Source organism: Pseudomonas sp. W2I6, assembly GCF_030815935.1.
Taxonomy (GTDB): domain Bacteria; phylum Pseudomonadota; class Gammaproteobacteria; order Pseudomonadales; family Pseudomonadaceae; genus Aquipseudomonas.
Genome location: NZ_JAUSXJ010000001.1, coordinates 6,332,606 through 6,348,765, shown reverse-complemented (window position 1 = coordinate 6,348,765; position 16,160 = coordinate 6,332,606). Strand labels below are relative to the sequence as shown.

The window sequence follows — 16,160 nt, the reverse complement described above, 5'->3', positions numbered from 1 at the left end:
GGCCTGTAGAGATCTATCCACAGAAACATGCCTCAGTAGAAATAAACATAAAAACAAAGATTTAATAAATTTCTCTCTTTTAATTTCTATTGTTCGTGATTCATCCACAGCTGGTTAAATTTTGTGCAAAGGGTTCTTTAGGAAGGGCGAAGTCCCTATACTTGCCGACTCGTTCGAAAACCTGATCTCGAACGCTCATTCCTAATTACCTACAGAAGCAGGCACGAGGTGCGTGGTGGATTTCCCTTCCCGTTTTGAAGTGATCGTCATCGGCGGCGGTCATGCCGGTACCGAGGCAGCACTGGCGTCAGCACGCATGGGGGCAAAAACCCTGTTGCTGACGCATAACGTGGAAACCCTCGGCGCCATGAGCTGCAACCCCGCGATCGGCGGGATTGGCAAAAGCCACCTGGTCAAGGAAATCGATGCCCTGGGCGGCGCGATGGCCATGGCCACCGATAAGGGTGGTATTCAATTTCGCGTATTGAACAGTCGCAAAGGCCCGGCCGTACGAGCCACACGTGCTCAAGCCGACCGCATCCTGTACAAGGCCGCTGTCCGCGAAACCCTGGAAAACCAGCCGAACCTGTGGATATTTCAACAGGCAGCCGATGACCTGATCGTCGAACAAGACCAGGTACGCGGTGTTGTCACGCAAATGGGCCTGCGTTTCTTCGCAGAATCCGTGGTGTTGACCACCGGTACCTTCCTCGGCGGACTTATCCACATCGGTATGCAGAACTATTCCGGTGGCCGCGCCGGTGATCCACCGTCAATCGCCCTGGCTCAGCGCCTTCGCGAACTGCCACTGCGTGTTGGTCGCCTGAAAACCGGTACGCCGCCGCGAATTGATGGCCGGTCTGTGGATTTCTCGGTGATGACCGAGCAAGCCGGCGATACACCGATTCCGGTGATGTCGTTCATGGGCTCCAAGGAACAGCATCCGAAGCAGGTCAGTTGCTGGATTACCCACACCAACGCCCGCACCCACGAAATCATCGCCGCGAACCTCGACCGTTCGCCGATGTATTCCGGGGTGATCGAAGGTATTGGCCCGCGCTACTGCCCGTCGATCGAAGACAAGATCCACCGCTTTGCCGACAAGGAAAGCCACCAGGTCTTTATCGAACCGGAAGGTCTGACCACCCACGAGCTGTACCCGAACGGAATTTCCACGTCTCTGCCGTTCGACGTGCAAATCCAGATCGTGCAGTCGATTCGCGGTATGGAAAATGCGCACATCGTGCGTCCTGGCTACGCCATCGAGTACGACTACTTCGACCCGCGTGACCTGAAATACAGCCTGGAAACCAAGGTCATCGGCGGTTTGTTCTTTGCAGGGCAAATCAACGGCACCACCGGTTACGAAGAAGCCGGCGCCCAGGGGTTGCTGGCCGGAACCAACGCGGCACTGCGTGCTCAGGGCAAAGACAGCTGGTGCCCGCGTCGCGATGAGGCGTACATCGGTGTGTTGGTCGACGACCTGATCACCCTCGGAACCCAGGAACCGTACCGGATGTTTACGTCCCGGGCCGAATACCGCCTGATCCTGCGGGAAGACAACGCCGACCTGCGCTTGACCGAAAAAGGTCGCGAGTTGGGCCTGGTCGACGACGTGCGTTGGGCGGCCTTCTGCAAAAAACGCGAAAGTATCGAGTTGGAAGAGCAACGTCTGAAAAGTACCTGGGTTCGCCCGGGCACCGAGCAAGGCGACGCGATTGCCGAAAAATTCGGCACGCCGCTGACTCACGAATACAACTTGCTGAACCTGCTGTCCCGTCCGGAAATCGACTACGCTGGTCTGATCTCGGTCACCGGCGGTGGCGCAGAAGATCCACAGGTTGCCGAGCAGGTCGAAATCAAGACCAAATACGCCGGTTACATTGACCGTCAGCAGGATGAGATCGCTCGTCTGCGGGCCAGCGAAGACACCAAGCTGCCTGTGGATATCGATTACACAAACATTTCCGGGCTGTCGAAAGAGATCCAAGGCAAGCTGGGGATAACTCGACCGGAGACCCTGGGCCAGGCGTCCCGTATTCCGGGCGTCACGCCGGCAGCCATCTCGCTGTTGATGATTCATTTGAAAAAACGCGGCGCGGGCCGTCAGTTGGAGCAAAGCGCTTGAGTTCGTTGGTCACCTCGCAACACGCCGAAGAGTTATCCACAGGTGCTCGCCAGCTTGGCGTCAACCTGACCGAAGCCCAGCACGAGTTGCTGCTGGGTTATCTGGCCCTGTTGATCAAATGGAACAAGGCTTACAACCTCACTGCGGTGCGTGACCCGGACGAAATGGTCTCCCGCCATCTGCTCGACAGTCTCAGTGTCATGCCGTTTATCGAAAACGGCCGCTGGCTCGACGTTGGCAGCGGCGGCGGCATGCCCGGCATCCCGCTGGCGATCCTGTTTCCGGAGTCGCAAGTGACCTGCCTGGACAGCAACGGCAAGAAAACCCGCTTCCTGACCCAGGTCAAACTCGAACTCAAGCTGGATAACCTGCAAGTTATCCACAGTCGCGTCGAAGCCTTTACGCCTGAACAGCCTTTCAACGGAATTGTTTCCCGGGCGTTCAGCAGCATGGAGAACTTCAGCAACTGGACCCGCCACCTCGGCGACCGCGATACCCGTTGGCTGGCAATGAAGGGCGTTCATCCAAGCGACGAGCTGTTAGCATTGCCGGCAGACTTCCACCTCGATAGCGAACACGCCTTGGCCGTACCCGGTTGCCAAGGCCAACGCCATCTGCTGATACTGCGCCGCACGGCATGATTGGGAACACAAGCAAGAATGGCTAAGGTATTCGCGATAGCGAACCAGAAAGGTGGCGTGGGCAAAACCACCACCTGCATCAACCTCGCAGCATCCCTGGTCGCTACCAAGCGTCGGGTGCTGTTGATCGATCTCGATCCACAGGGCAACGCCACCATGGGTAGCGGTGTGGATAAACACGGCCTGGAAAACTCGGTCTACGACTTGCTGATTGGCGAGTGCGACCTGGCCCAGGCCATGCACTTCTCCGAGCACGGCGGTTATCAACTGCTGCCGGCCAACCGCGATTTGACCGCGGCGGAAGTGGTGCTGCTGGAAATGCAGATGAAAGAAAGCCGTCTGCGCAGCGCCCTGGCGCCGATTCGCGAGAATTACGACTACATTTTGATCGACTGCCCGCCGTCGCTGTCGATGCTGACGTTGAACGCACTGGTTGCGGCCGACGGGGTGATTATCCCCATGCAGTGCGAGTACTTCGCGCTCGAAGGCTTGAGCGACCTTGTGGATAACATCAAGCGTATCGCCGAGTTGCTCAACCCGAACCTGCAAATCGAAGGCCTGCTGCGGACCATGTATGACCCGCGCCTGAGCCTGATGAACGATGTGTCGGCACAGCTCAAGGAACACTTCGGCGATCAGCTCTACGACACCGTGATTCCACGCAACATCCGCCTGGCCGAAGCGCCAAGCTATGGCATGCCCGCGCTGGCGTACGACAAGTCCTCCCGCGGCGCCATTGCCTATCTGGCGCTGGCCGGCGAGATGGTTCGCCGTCAACGCCGCAATTCACGCACCGCTGCAGCCCAGCCAACTTAAGGAATCCCCATGGCCGTCAAGAAACGAGGTCTCGGACGTGGACTGGATGCACTGCTGAGTGGTCCGACTGTCACGACCCTTGAAGAACAGGCAGTGCAGGCCGACGAGCGTGAGCTGCAGCACCTGCCGCTGGACCTGATCCAGCGCGGCAAATACCAGCCGCGCCGGGACATGGACCCGCAGGCGCTGGAGGAATTGGCGAATTCGATCAAGGCCCAGGGCGTGATGCAGCCGATCGTGGTGCGCCCGATTGGTGCAGGCCGCTTTGAAATCATCGCCGGCGAGCGCCGCTGGCGCGCCAGCCAGCAGGCCGGCAAGGAAACCATTCCGGCAATGGTGCGCGATGTGCCGGATGAAACCGCCATCGCCATGGCGTTGATCGAGAACATCCAGCGTGAAGACCTCAATCCGATCGAGGAAGCGATCGCCCTGCAGCGTTTGCAGCAGGAATTCAAACTGACTCAGCAGGAAGTCGCGGATGCGGTGGGCAAGTCCCGGGTTACCGTGTCCAACCTGTTGCGCCTGATCGCGCTGCCGGAAGTCATCAAAACCATGCTTTCCCATGGCGACCTGGAAATGGGTCATGCCCGTGCTTTGCTCGGTTTGCCGGAAAATCAACAGGTTGAGGGGGCGCGACACGTTGTCGCACGAGGCCTCACCGTTCGTCAGACCGAGGCCCTGGTTCGCCAGTGGCTCAGTGGCAAACCTGCACCGGTCGAAACCGCCAAACCTGATCCGGATATTGCACGCCTGGAGCAGCGCCTGGCCGAACGCCTAGGCTCTGCGGTGCAAATTCGTCATGGCAAGAAAGGCAAAGGGCAATTGGTCATCGGATATAACTCATTGGATGAGCTTCAGGGCGTCCTTGCCCACATCCGCTGAAACAATTGCTTCTGTAGCGCGCAGTCGGAAATCACTACCCGGCAGTTGAATAGGGGCAGAACCGCCCCTATACTCTGCGCGCATTTTGTCGGCACAAATTATGCCAAGTTATTGATTTCCGGCAGCCGACCATTGAGGAGCAAGAGTGATGGAAACCCGCACGCCAAACACGTTGCCGTTCCATCGCTTGGCCGTTTTCCCGGTTTTAGTGGCTCAATTTGTCATTTTACTGATCGCCTCTTTGGCGCTCTGGTATTGGTATGGAGTCGTAGCCGGATACTCGGGACTCTGCGGAGGCCTGATAGCCTTGCTGCCCAATATGTATTTTGCTCACAGGGCCTTTCGGTTTTCCGGCGCCCGAGCAGCCCAGGCTATCGTCCGGTCTTTTTATGCCGGCGAGGCGGGGAAATTGATTTTGACGGCAGTGCTGTTTGCACTGACCTTTGCAGGTGTGAAGCCATTGGCGCCGCTGGCTGTATTCGGCGTCTTCGTGTTGACCCAACTGGTCAGCTGGTTCGCTCCCCTGCTAATGAAAACAAGACTTTCGAAACCTTAGGGCGTTTGAGGCAACCATGGCAGAAACAACCGCTTCGGGCTATATCCAGCACCACTTGCAGAACCTGACCTTCGGTCAGCTTCCCAACGGCGGCTGGGGCTTTGCCCACTCCGCAGCAGAAGCCAAAGAAATGGGCTTCTGGGCATTCCACCTGGATACTCTGGGCTGGTCTGTCGCATTGGGTCTGATCTTTGTCCTGATTTTCCGCATGGCGGCAAAGAAGGCGACTTCCGGTCAGCCAGGTGCTTTGCAGAACTTCGTTGAAGTATTGGTCGAATTCGTCGATGGCAGCGTGCGGGACAGCTTCCATGGTCGTAGCGCGGTGATTGCACCGTTGGCACTGACCATCTTCGTCTGGGTGTTCCTGATGAACGCCGTCGACCTGATCCCGGTCGACTGGATTCCTCAGTTGGCCATCCTGATCTCCGGCGATCACCACATTCCATTCCGTGCGGTTTCGACCACGGACCCTAACGCCACCCTGGGCATGGCCCTGTCGGTGTTCGCGTTGATCATTTTCTACAGCATCAAGATCAAGGGCATCGGCGGCTTCATCGGCGAACTGACCCTGCACCCGTTCGGCAGCAAGAACATCTTCGTTCAAGCGCTGCTGATCCCGGTGAACTTCCTGCTGGAGTTCGTGACCCTGGTCGCCAAGCCGATTTCCCTGGCCCTGCGACTGTTCGGCAACATGTATGCCGGCGAGCTGGTGTTCATTCTGATCGCTGTGATGTTCGGCAGTGGTCTGCTCTGGCTTAGCGGCCTGGGCATTGTTCTGCAGTGGGCGTGGGCTGTGTTCCACATCCTGATCATCACCCTGCAGGCGTTTATCTTCATGATGCTGACCATCGTCTACCTGTCGATGGCGCACGAAGAGAACCATTAAGACCAGTCTCGACTAGTCTGATGTCCCTCCCGGTCAAACGGGAGGGTAGCCCTGAAGGGCTATGAAACGATTTGTTTTACCGCTTTAAAATCTAAAAAACCTAAACCATACGACGTAAAAGTCGGGAGGAAAGATGGAAACTGTAGTTGGTCTAACCGCTATCGCTGTTGCACTGTTGATCGGCCTGGGCGCCCTGGGTACTGCCATTGGTTTCGGCCTGCTGGGCGGCAAGTTCCTGGAAGGCGCAGCGCGTCAGCCAGAAATGGTTCCAATGCTGCAAGTTAAAATGTTCATCGTCGCCGGCCTGCTCGACGCCGTGACCATGATCGGTGTTGGTATCGCTCTGTTCTTCACCTTCGCGAACCCCTTCGTTGGTCAACTCGCCGGTTAATCACTCGTTTTTTCGAGTGATTGGTGTGTTGTGCAACGAACGAGCGAGGTATTGGCGTGAACATTAATGCAACCATTATTGGTCAGTCCTTAGCGTTCTTGATTTTTGTAGTTTTCTGCATGAAGTTCGTATGGCCTCCGGTCATCGCGGCTTTGCACGAACGTCAGAAGAAGATCGCAGACGGACTGGACGCTGCCGCACGAGCAGCTCGCGACCTGGAGTTGGCCCAAGATAAAGCGGGTCAACAACTGCGCGAAGCGAAAGCTCAGGCAGCTGAAATCATTGAGCAAGCCAAGAAACGCGGTAACCAGATCGTTGAAGAGGCTGTTGAAAAAGCCCGTATCGACGCTGACCGTGTGAAGGTTCAGGCTCAAGCCGAGATCGAGCAGGAACTGAACGGTGTCAAAGATGCGCTGCGTGCCCAACTGGGTGCTCTGGCCGTCGGCGGTGCTGAGAAGATCCTGGGTGCCACAATCGATCAAAACGCGCACGCGGAGCTGGTAAACAAACTGGCTGCTGAAATTTAAGCGAGGGCGATCATGGCAGAATTGACCACGTTGGCCCGACCTTACGCTAAGGCAGCCTTCGAGCACGCCCAGGCCCACCAGCAGCTGGCCTCTTGGTCAGCCATGCTCGGCCTGGCTGCAGCAGTGTCGCAAGACGACACCATGCAGCGCGTGCTCAAGGCCCCGCGACTGACGAGCGCAGACAAGGCCGCCACGTTTATTGACGTGTGCGGCGACAAGTTTGATGTAAAAGTGCAGAACTTCATCCACGTCGTTGCCGAAAACGACCGTCTCCCGCTTCTGCCGGAGATCGCCGCTCTGTTTGACCTGTACAAGGCCGAACAAGAGAAATCGGTAGATGTTGAAGTGACCAGTGCTTTTGCATTGAACCAAGAACAGCAAGACAAACTCGCCAAGGTTCTCAGTGCACGACTCGACCGGGAAGTGCGCCTGCAAGTTGCGGAGGATGCCACCCTGATTGGTGGTGTCATCATTCGCGCCGGCGACCTGGTTATCGATGGCTCGATTCGCGGCAAACTCGCGAATCTTGCCGAAGCATTGAAATCTTGAGTTTGAAGGGGCAGCAGAGCAATGCAGCAACTCAATCCTTCCGAAATAAGTGAAATTATCAAGGGCCGCATCGACAAGCTCGATGTGACCTCCCAAGCCCGTAACGAAGGCACTGTCGTCAGCGTATCTGACGGCATCGTGCGGATTCACGGTCTGGCCGACGTAATGTACGGCGAGATGATCGAGTTTCCGGGCGGCGTCTACGGTATGGCCCTCAACCTGGAGCAAGACTCTGTAGGTGCCGTTGTATTGGGCTCCTACCAGACTCTGGCCGAAGGCATGAGCGCCAAGTGCACAGGCCGCATCCTGGAAGTTCCGGTTGGTAAGGAACTGCTGGGTCGCGTTGTCGACGCACTGGGTAACCCAGTTGACGGCAAAGGTCCGCTGAACAACACCGAGACCGATGCGGTCGAGAAAGTTGCTCCAGGCGTGATCTGGCGTAAGTCGGTAGACCAGCCTGTACAGACTGGCTACAAGGCTGTCGATGCCATGATTCCTGTCGGCCGTGGCCAGCGTGAGCTGATCATCGGTGACCGTCAGATCGGTAAAACCGCTCTGGCGATCGACGCGATCATCAACCAGAAAGACAGCGGGATTTTCTGCGTCTACGTAGCCATCGGTCAGAAACAATCGACCATCGCCAACGTGGTTCGCAAGCTGGAAGAAAACGGCGCCCTGGCTAACACCATCGTCGTGGCCGCCAGTGCTTCCGAATCCGCTGCACTTCAGTTCCTGGCACCGTACTCCGGTTGCACCATGGGCGAATACTTCCGCGACCGCGGTGAAGACGCGCTGATCGTTTATGACGATCTGTCCAAGCAAGCAGTGGCTTACCGCCAGATTTCCCTGCTGCTGCGCCGTCCACCAGGCCGTGAAGCTTACCCAGGCGACGTGTTCTATCTCCACTCCCGTCTGCTGGAGCGCGCATCCCGCGTTTCGGAAGAATACGTAGAGAAGTTCACCAACGGCGCAGTGACCGGCAAAACCGGTTCCCTGACCGCACTGCCGATCATCGAAACCCAGGCTGGCGACGTTTCCGCGTTCGTTCCGACCAACGTGATTTCCATCACCGACGGTCAGATCTTCCTGGAATCGGCCATGTTCAACTCCGGGATCCGTCCTGCAGTGAACGCCGGTGTTTCGGTATCCCGTGTGGGTGGTGCCGCTCAGACCAAGATCATCAAGAAGCTCTCCGGTGGTATCCGTACCGCTCTGGCTCAGTACCGTGAACTGGCGGCATTCGCCCAGTTCGCTTCTGACCTGGACGAAGCGACCCGTAAGCAACTTGAGCATGGTCAGCGCGTTACCGAGCTGATGAAGCAGAAGCAATACGCACCAATGTCGATCGCTGACATGGCGCTGTCGCTGTATGCCGCTGAGCGTGGGTTCCTGACCGACGTTGAAATCACCAAGGTCGGCAGCTTCGAACAAGCGCTGATTGCTTACTTCAACCGCGATCACGCCGAATTGATGGCGAAGATCAACGTGAAGGGTGACTTCAATGACGACATCGACGCTGGCATCAAAGCCGGTATCGAGAAGTTCAAGGCCACCCAAACCTGGTAAGCCGCAGCGGGGGCCGCGAGGCTCCCGCTTGCTAACCTGATAGGTGTTACATGGCAGGCGCAAAAGAGATTCGCAGTAAGATTGCGAGCATCAAAAGCACGCAAAAGATCACCAGCGCCATGGAAAAAGTGGCGGTCAGCAAAATGCGCAAGGCACAAATGCGCATGGCTGCTAGCCGTCCCTACGCGGAGCGTATCCGCCAGGTTATTGGTCATCTGGCCAACGCCAACCCGGAATATCGCCACCCGTTCATGATCGATCGCGAAGTAAAGCGCGTCGGTTATGTCGTGGTGAGCAGTGACCGTGGTTTGTGCGGTGGTTTGAATACCAACCTGTTCAAGGCCCTGGTCAAGGACATGGCGGTAAACCGCGAAAAAGGCGTCGAGATCGATCTGTGTGTGGTCGGTAGCAAGGGTGCGGCCTTTTTCCGCAACTTCGGCGGTAACGTCGTTGCAGCTATCAGCCACCTGGGTGAAGAACCGTCGATCAATGATTTGATCGGCAGCGTCAAGGTGATGCTGGATGCATACCTGGAAGGCCGGATTGACCGCCTCTCCGTGGTATCCAACAAGTTCATCAACACCATGACGCAACAGCCTACCGTGGAGCAGTTGATTCCATTGGTGGCCGCCCCGGAACAAGAACTCAAGCACCACTGGGACTACCTCTACGAACCAGACGCCAAAGAGCTGCTTGACGGCTTGATGGTGCGCTACGTGGAGTCGCAGGTGTACCAGGCGGTGGTCGAGAACAACGCGGCTGAACAAGCTGCGCGGATGATCGCGATGAAGAACGCTACCGACAACGCCGGTGATTTGATCAGCGATTTGCAGCTGATCTACAACAAGGCGCGTCAGGCTGCGATCACCCAAGAGATCTCGGAAATCGTCGGCGGCGCTGCCGCGGTTTAACGGTTCAAATATTCAGAGGATCCAGCTATGAGTAGCGGACGTATCGTTCAAATCATCGGCGCCGTTATCGACGTGGAATTCCCACGCGACAGCGTACCGAGCATCTACAACGCTTTGAAAGTCAAAAGCGATGCAGGCACCACCCTGGAAGTTCAGCAGCAGCTGGGCGACGGCGTGGTTCGTACCATTGCAATGGGTTCCACCGAAGGCTTGAAGCGCGGTCTGGAAGTCACTGACTCTGGCGCAGCCATCTCCGTACCGGTCGGTAAAGCGACCCTGGGCCGGATCATGGACGTCCTCGGTAACCCGATCGACGAAGCCGGTCCAATCGACACCGAAGAGCGCTGGGGCATTCACCGTCCTGCGCCTTCCTTCGCGGAACAAGCGGGCGGCAACGACCTGCTGGAAACCGGCATCAAGGTTATCGACCTGGTTTGCCCGTTCGCCAAGGGCGGTAAAGTCGGTCTGTTCGGTGGTGCCGGTGTAGGCAAAACCGTAAACATGATGGAACTGATCCGTAACATCGCCATCGAGCACAGCGGTTATTCCGTGTTCGCCGGTGTGGGTGAGCGTACTCGTGAGGGTAACGACTTCTACCACGAGATGAAGGATTCCAACGTTCTGGACAAAGTGGCACTGGTTTACGGTCAGATGAACGAGCCGCCGGGTAACCGTCTGCGCGTAGCACTGACCGGCCTGACCATGGCCGAGAAGTTCCGTGACGAAGGTAACGACGTTCTGCTGTTCGTCGACAACATCTACCGTTACACCCTGGCCGGTACTGAAGTATCCGCACTGCTGGGCCGTATGCCTTCCGCAGTAGGTTACCAGCCGACCCTGGCCGAAGAGATGGGTACTCTGCAAGAGCGTATCACTTCGACCAAAAACGGTTCGATCACCTCGATCCAAGCGGTATACGTACCTGCGGATGACTTGACTGACCCGTCGCCAGCGACCACGTTCGCCCACTTGGACGCCACCGTCGTACTGTCCCGTGACATCGCCTCCCTGGGTATCTACCCAGCGGTCGATCCACTGGACTCGACTTCGCGCCAGCTGGACCCGAACGTCATCGGCCAGGAACACTACGACACCGCTCGCGGCGTCCAGTACGTTCTGCAGCGTTACAAAGAACTGAAGGACATCATTGCGATCCTGGGTATGGACGAGCTGTCGGAAACCGACAAGCAGTTGGTATCCCGCGCTCGTAAGATCCAGCGCTTCTTGTCGCAGCCGTTCTTCGTGGCTGAAGTCTTCACCGGTGCCTCGGGTAAATACGTTTCCCTGAAAGACACCATTGCTGGCTTCAAAGGCATCCTCAACGGTGACTACGACCACCTGCCAGAACAAGCGTTCTACATGGTCGGCGGCATCGAAGAAGCGATCGAGAAAGCCAAGAAACTGTAATTCCGGCGCCCGGTAACGGGCGCTAATCAGGTTGAGGCAAGCAGATGGCTATGACATTCCATTGCGATATCGTCAGCGCGGAAGGGGAAATCTTCTCCGGTCAGATCGAGAGTGTGATTGCACACGGCGAACTGGGCGACCTGGGTATTAACTTTGGCCACGCGCCATTGATTACATCCTTGAAGCCTGGTCCGATCACTCTGACCAAGCTGGGCGGGGAACGGGAGGTGTTTTACATCTCCGGTGGTTTCCTCGAGGTTCAGCCGAACATGGTCAAGGTACTTGCCGACACCGTGCAACGTGCTGCCGACCTGGATGAAGCCTCCGCTCAGGAAGCCGTCAAGGCTGCCGAGAAGGCCCTGAACGAAAAAGGCGCAGATTTCGACTACGGTTCTGCTGCTGCACGTCTGGCCGAGGCCGCAGCTCAGCTGCGCACCGTCCAGCAGATCCGCAAGAAGTTTGGCGGCTAAGCCGTCAAGCCTCATGCGTGATTGATTAAAAAGGGTAGCCTCGGCTACCCTTTTTCTTTTTTTGCAAAACACTTCTTTGGTCTGAAGTCTGACCGCCCAGGATTGGTAGCCATTCATGTCTCTCGAAATCGTAATTCTTGCCGCAGGCCAGGGCACCCGCATGCGTTCGGCCCTGCCCAAGGTGCTGCACCCGGTTGCCGGCAACTCCATGCTTGGCCATGTTATCCACAGCGCCCGGCAGCTGGATCCACAGCGCATTCATGTGGTGATCGGCCACGGTGCCGATGTGGTGCGTGAGCGGCTGGCGGCGGATGACCTGAATTTCGTATTGCAGGACAAGCAATTGGGTACCGGCCATGCCACCGCGCAGGCCGTGCCGTTCATCAAGTCCGACACCGTGCTGATCCTCTACGGTGACGTGCCGCTGATCGAAGTGGAAACCTTGCAGCGCCTGCTCAAGCACGTGGTGCCAGGCCAGATGGGCCTGCTCACTGTCGAGCTGGACGACCCGACCGGCTACGGTCGCATCGTGCGCAACGCTGACGGCAAGGTCGCCGCCATCGTCGAGCATAAAGACGCCAGCAAAGCCCAGCGCGCCATCACTGAAGGCAACACCGGCATCCTCGCTGTGCCGGCTGACCGCCTGGCTGACTGGATGAGCCGCTTGTCCAACAACAACGCCCAGGGCGAGTACTACCTGACCGACGTCATCGAGATGGCCGTCAGCGATGGCCTGGTGGTCGCCACCGAACAGCCCCACGACCCGATGGAAGTGCAGGGCGCCAACGACCGCAAGCAACTGGCGGAGCTGGAGCGTCACTACCAACTGCGTGAAGGCCGCCGCCTGATGGCGCTGGGCGTGACGCTGCGTGATCCGGCACGTTTCGATGTGCGGGGTGACGTCACCGTTGGCCGCGACGTGCTGATCGATATCAACGTGATCCTCGAAGGCCGCGTGGTCATCGAAGACGACGTGGTGATCGGGCCGAACTGCGTGATCAAGGACAGCACCCTGCGCAAGGGTGTGGTGATCAAGGCCAACAGCCATATCGACGGTGCGGTGATGGGCGAGGGCAGTGATGCGGGTCCGTTCGCGCGTTTGCGTCCGGGCAGCGTGCTGGGAGCCAGGGCCCATGTGGGTAACTTTGTCGAACTGAAAAACGCCCGGATGGGTGACGACGCCAAGGCCGGCCATCTGGCCTACCTCGGTGATGCGGTGATCGGAGCGCGCAGCAATATCGGCGCAGGCGCCATCACCTGCAATTACGACGGCGCCAACAAGTACCAGACGACCATTGGCGAAGACGTGTTTATCGGCTCCAACAACTCGCTGATCGCCCCCGTCACTATCGGTGATGGTTCAAACACCGCCGCAGGTTCCACCATCAACCAGGATGTGGATAAGTCCCAGTTGGCCGTGGCCCGCGCCCGCCAGCGCAACATCGACGGCTGGAAACGCCCGGTCAAAATCAAGAAGAGCTGAGTTATCCACAACCCAGAAACACTGCAGTACGCATGTGGGAGCGGGCTTGCTCGCGAAGGCGGTCTTTCGGTTGATACATGCGCCGACTGACACACCGCCTTCGCGAGCAAGCCCGCTCCCACATTTTTATCTGTGTTGATTCAAAAAACTCAGTCGCATGCTTGACCATTTTGAATGAATAGGTTTTGATTGCCTTCGTTATCTTTCGAAACGAAACTTATCATCACCATGTCGAAACGAAATACACCCCAACGTCGCCACAACATCCTTGCCATGCTCACCGAGCAAGGTGAAGTCAGCGTGGACGAATTGGCCAAGCGTTTCGAAACCTCGGAAGTCACCATCCGCAAGGACCTGGCTGCCCTCGAAAGTAACGGTCTGTTGCTGCGTCGCTACGGTGGCGCCATCACCATGCCTCAGGAACTGGTCGGTGATCCGGCACAGCCCATTTCGGCCTACAAGCGCGCCATCGCCCGTGCGGCCGTCCGGCGTTTGCGGGAACACGCGCGCATCATCATCGACAGCGGCAGCACCACCGCCGCCATGATCCCCGAACTGGGGCACCAGCCCGGCCTGGTGGTGATGACCAACTCCCTGCACGTGGCCAGCGCCTTGAGCGACCTGGAACACGAGCCGGTATTGTTGATGACCGGCGGCACCTGGGACCCGCATTCGGACTCGTTCCAGGGCCAGGTCGCCGAACAGGTACTGCGTTCCTACGATTTCGACCAGCTCTTTATTGGTGCCGATGGCATCGACCTGGAGCGCGGCACCACCACCTTCAACGAATTACTGGGGCTGAGCCGCGTCATGGCCGAAGTCGCCCGCGAAGTGGTGGTGATGGTCGAGTCCGACAAGATTGGCCGCAAGATCCCCAACCTGGAACTGCCCTGGAGCAGCGTCCATACCCTTATTACCGATGATCGCCTGCCACTTGAGGCCCGCGACCAGATTCAAGCCCGCGGCATCACGCTGATTTGCGCGGCAGTCATCTAGGAGAGAAACCATGTGTGGAATTGTTGGCGCAGTCGCTGAACGAAACGTCACTGCCATTTTGCTCGAAGGCCTCAAACGCCTGGAATACCGTGGCTACGACAGCGCCGGTGTGGCGCTCTTTACCAACGCCGGCAAGCTTGAGCGCATGCGTCGCCCGGGCAAGGTCAGCGAACTCGAACAAGCGTTGGCCGGTGAGCCGCTGGTAGGCCGCCTGGGTATCGCCCACACCCGTTGGGCCACCCACGGCGCGCCGTGCGAACGCAATGCTCACCCGCACTTCTCCGGTGACCTGGCGGTTGTGCACAACGGCATCATCGAAAACCACGAAGTGCTGCGTGAACAACTCAAAGGCCAGGGTTATGTCTTCACCTCGGACACCGACACCGAAGTCATCGCCCACCTGCTGAACCACAAGCTCAAGGACATCGGCGACCTGACCAATGCCCTCAAGGCCACCGTCAAGGAACTGCATGGCGCCTATGGCCTGGCCGTGATCAGCGCCAGCCAGCCTGACCGCCTGGTTGCCGCCCGCAGCGGCAGCCCATTGGTGATCGGCCTGGGCCTGGGCGAGAACTTCCTCGCCTCCGACCAACTGGCCCTGCGTCAGGTGACTGACCGCTTCATGTACCTGGAAGAAGGCGACATCGCCGAAATCCGCCGTGAAAGCGTGCAGATCTGGGACGTTGACGGCCAGTCCGTGGAACGTGAGGCCGTGCAGTATCGTGACGGCGCCGAAGCCGCCGACAAGGGCGAGTTCCGCCACTTCATGCTCAAGGAAATCCACGAGCAACCGGCCGTGGTGCAACGCACCCTGGAAGGTCGCCTGAGCCAGAACCAGGTATTGGTGCAAGCCTTCGGCCCGCAAGCTGCCGAGCTGTTCGCCAAAGTGCGCAACGTGCAAATCGTCGCCTGCGGCACCAGCTACCACGCCGGTATGGTCGCACGTTACTGGCTGGAAGAACTGGCCGGCATCCCGTGCCAGGTCGAAGTCGCCAGCGAATTCCGCTACCGCAAGGTGGTGGTGCAGCCCGACACTCTGTTCGTGACCATCTCCCAGTCCGGTGAAACCGCCGACACCCTGGCCGCCCTGCGCAACGCCAAGGAACTGGGCTTCCTCGGCAGCCTGGCGATCTGCAACGTCGGCATCAGCTCGCTGGTGCGCGAGTCCGACCTGACCCTGCTGACCCAGGCCGGTCGTGAAATCGGCGTGGCATCCACCAAGGCCTTCACCACCCAGTTGGTCGGCCTGTTGTTGCTGACCCTGTCCCTGGGCCAGGTTCGCGGCACGCTGGGCGAAGGCGTCGAGGCACACCTGGTCGAAGAACTGCGCCGCCTGCCGGCCCGCCTGGGTGAAGCCCTGGCCATGGACAGCACCGTGGAGAAAGTCGCTGAGCTGTTCGCCGACAAACACCACACCCTGTTCCTCGGCCGTGGTGCGCAATACCCGGTGGCAATGGAAGGTTCGCTCAAGCTCAAGGAAATCTCCTACATCCACGCCGAAGCCTACCCGGCCGGTGAGCTCAAGCACGGTCCGCTGGCCCTGGTGGATGACGACATGCCAGTCGTTACCGTCGCGCCGAACAACGAACTGCTGGAGAAGCTCAAGTCCAACCTGCAGGAAGTGCGCGCCCGTGGCGGCCAATTGATCGTGTTCGCGGACGAGAAGGCCGGCATGACCAATGGCGAAGGCACTCACGTCATCAACATGCCGCACATCCACGACACCCTGTCGCCGATCCTCTACACCATCCCGCTGCAGCTGCTGTCGTATTACGTGGCTGTGCTGAAGGGCACCGACGTTGACCAGCCGCGTAACCTGGCGAAGTCGGTGACGGTGGAATAAGCCGCACCCGAACCACCAAAACCCCCGTTCTTCGGGGGTTTTGCTTTTTCAGGCTACCGGATATCGGGTCTTGCCGTTTCTGTGGACTAATTCCGGGAGTATTCCCCT

General features: G+C 58.3%; 16 protein-coding genes. All 16 read left to right on the top strand.

Going from position 1 to position 16,160, the window contains the following annotated elements:
• Window positions 1-235 precede the first annotated feature (235 nt).
• The gene (gene mnmG / locus QF039_RS29385) at window positions 236-2,128 is read left to right on the top strand and encodes a tRNA uridine-5-carboxymethylaminomethyl(34) synthesis enzyme MnmG (RefSeq protein WP_003213563.1); all 1,893 of its coding nucleotides are present in this window, start codon (window positions 236-238) and stop codon (window positions 2,126-2,128) included.
• The gene (rsmG, locus tag QF039_RS29380) at window positions 2,125-2,769 is read left to right on the top strand and encodes a 16S rRNA (guanine(527)-N(7))-methyltransferase RsmG (protein ID WP_003213561.1); all 645 of its coding nucleotides are present in this window, start codon (window positions 2,125-2,127) and stop codon (window positions 2,767-2,769) included. The genes mnmG and rsmG overlap by 4 nt, the downstream gene beginning before the upstream one ends.
• An 18-nt stretch (window positions 2,770-2,787) precedes the next feature.
• The gene (locus QF039_RS29375) at window positions 2,788-3,585 is read left to right on the top strand and encodes a ParA family protein (RefSeq protein WP_003213559.1); all 798 of its coding nucleotides are present in this window, start codon (window positions 2,788-2,790) and stop codon (window positions 3,583-3,585) included.
• 9 nt (window positions 3,586-3,594) lie between these two features.
• A complete protein-coding gene (locus QF039_RS29370; protein ID WP_003213558.1) occupies window positions 3,595-4,467 on the top strand; it encodes a ParB/RepB/Spo0J family partition protein in 873 nt (290 codons plus the stop codon).
• A 148-nt stretch (window positions 4,468-4,615) separates the two neighbouring features.
• Window positions 4,616-5,023: a F0F1 ATP synthase subunit I gene (locus QF039_RS29365; RefSeq protein ID WP_003213556.1), complete on the top strand. Its 408-nt coding sequence runs from the start codon at window positions 4,616-4,618 to the stop codon at window positions 5,021-5,023.
• 16 nt (window positions 5,024-5,039) lie between these two features.
• Window positions 5,040-5,909, top strand: coding sequence for a F0F1 ATP synthase subunit A (atpB, locus tag QF039_RS29360; protein WP_003213554.1), 870 nt, complete (start codon window positions 5,040-5,042; stop codon window positions 5,907-5,909).
• Between the two features lie 133 nt (window positions 5,910-6,042).
• A complete protein-coding gene (gene atpE, locus QF039_RS29355) occupies window positions 6,043-6,300 on the top strand; it encodes a F0F1 ATP synthase subunit C (RefSeq protein ID WP_002555987.1) in 258 nt (85 codons plus the stop codon).
• A gap of 56 nt (window positions 6,301-6,356) precedes the next feature.
• On the top strand, window positions 6,357-6,827 hold the full coding sequence (locus tag QF039_RS29350; RefSeq protein ID WP_008439543.1) for a F0F1 ATP synthase subunit B: 471 nt from the start codon (window positions 6,357-6,359) through the stop codon (window positions 6,825-6,827).
• A gap of 12 nt (window positions 6,828-6,839) precedes the next feature.
• Window positions 6,840-7,376, top strand: coding sequence for a F0F1 ATP synthase subunit delta (locus tag QF039_RS29345; RefSeq protein ID WP_003213551.1), 537 nt, complete (start codon window positions 6,840-6,842; stop codon window positions 7,374-7,376).
• Between the two features lie 21 nt (window positions 7,377-7,397).
• The gene (atpA, locus tag QF039_RS29340) at window positions 7,398-8,942 is read left to right on the top strand and encodes a F0F1 ATP synthase subunit alpha (RefSeq protein WP_003213549.1); all 1,545 of its coding nucleotides are present in this window, start codon (window positions 7,398-7,400) and stop codon (window positions 8,940-8,942) included.
• Between the two features lie 50 nt (window positions 8,943-8,992).
• Complete coding sequence (atpG, locus tag QF039_RS29335) at window positions 8,993-9,853, top strand: F0F1 ATP synthase subunit gamma (protein WP_003213547.1); 861 nt, start codon at window positions 8,993-8,995, stop codon at window positions 9,851-9,853.
• A gap of 27 nt (window positions 9,854-9,880) precedes the next feature.
• Window positions 9,881-11,260 carry a F0F1 ATP synthase subunit beta gene (atpD, locus tag QF039_RS29330; protein WP_003213545.1) on the top strand — a complete coding sequence of 460 codons (1,380 nt, stop codon included), beginning with the start codon at window positions 9,881-9,883 and terminating at the stop codon, window positions 11,258-11,260.
• A 44-nt stretch (window positions 11,261-11,304) separates the two neighbouring features.
• Window positions 11,305-11,730, top strand: a complete 426-nt coding sequence (locus QF039_RS29325; protein ID WP_008439541.1) for a F0F1 ATP synthase subunit epsilon — start codon at window positions 11,305-11,307, stop codon at window positions 11,728-11,730.
• Window positions 11,731-11,845: 115 nt separating this feature from the next.
• Complete coding sequence (glmU, locus tag QF039_RS29320; RefSeq protein ID WP_307522017.1) at window positions 11,846-13,213, top strand: bifunctional UDP-N-acetylglucosamine diphosphorylase/glucosamine-1-phosphate N-acetyltransferase GlmU; 1,368 nt, start codon at window positions 11,846-11,848, stop codon at window positions 13,211-13,213.
• 228 nt (window positions 13,214-13,441) lie between these two features.
• Window positions 13,442-14,209: a DeoR/GlpR family DNA-binding transcription regulator gene (locus tag QF039_RS29315; RefSeq protein WP_003213539.1), complete on the top strand. Its 768-nt coding sequence runs from the start codon at window positions 13,442-13,444 to the stop codon at window positions 14,207-14,209.
• Window positions 14,210-14,219: 10 nt separating this feature from the next.
• Window positions 14,220-16,052, top strand: a complete 1,833-nt coding sequence (gene glmS, locus QF039_RS29310; protein WP_003213537.1) for a glutamine--fructose-6-phosphate transaminase (isomerizing) — start codon at window positions 14,220-14,222, stop codon at window positions 16,050-16,052.
• The last annotated feature ends 108 nt before the right edge of the window (window positions 16,053-16,160 follow it).